Origin of the sequence: Halorubrum sp. SP9, from assembly GCF_005435015.1 — an archaeon.
GTDB classification, from domain to species: Archaea; Halobacteriota; Halobacteria; order Halobacteriales; family Haloferacaceae; genus Halorubrum; species Halorubrum sodomense.
Genome location: NZ_SGXU01000434.1, coordinates 1 through 400, shown reverse-complemented (window position 1 = coordinate 400; position 400 = coordinate 1). Strand labels below are relative to the sequence as shown.

Annotated in this window: 1 protein-coding gene; it reads right to left on the bottom strand. The window is 69.2% G+C overall.

The annotated features are described in order from the left end of the window. Positions 1–400 (bottom strand): ROK family protein (locus EXE45_RS18145; RefSeq protein WP_137695139.1); only part of this gene is annotated, 400 nt, incomplete at both ends.

Here is a 400-nt window from a genome sequence, read left to right as displayed (position 1 = left end):
GCGAGCGGTCGCCGGTGCCGTCCGTCAGCGCGCTCGCGAGCGCCCCCTTCACCACGACGTCGTCGCCGAGGTCGGTGAGCCGGACCTCCGGGACGTTGATGAACACCATCTCCGGGAGCTTCTCGCGGATGGGGTCGAGGACGCGGTCGGGGTTGTTGAGCGCGACCGCGCCGCCGACGCTCACGACGAGCGGGGCGTACGCGTGGATGACGTTGGCGATCCCCATGGCGTTCCAGTGGGCGACCTGGTCGATCACGTGGTCGGCGAAGGTGTCCTCGCCCGCGGCCTCGAACACGTCGACCGCGGAGAAGTCCGGGTCCTCGATCGGGAGGCTCGTCTCGATCGGGTCCTCCTCGTACAGCTCCCGGGCGTAGTTCGGGATGTTGTTCCCCGAGCAGTA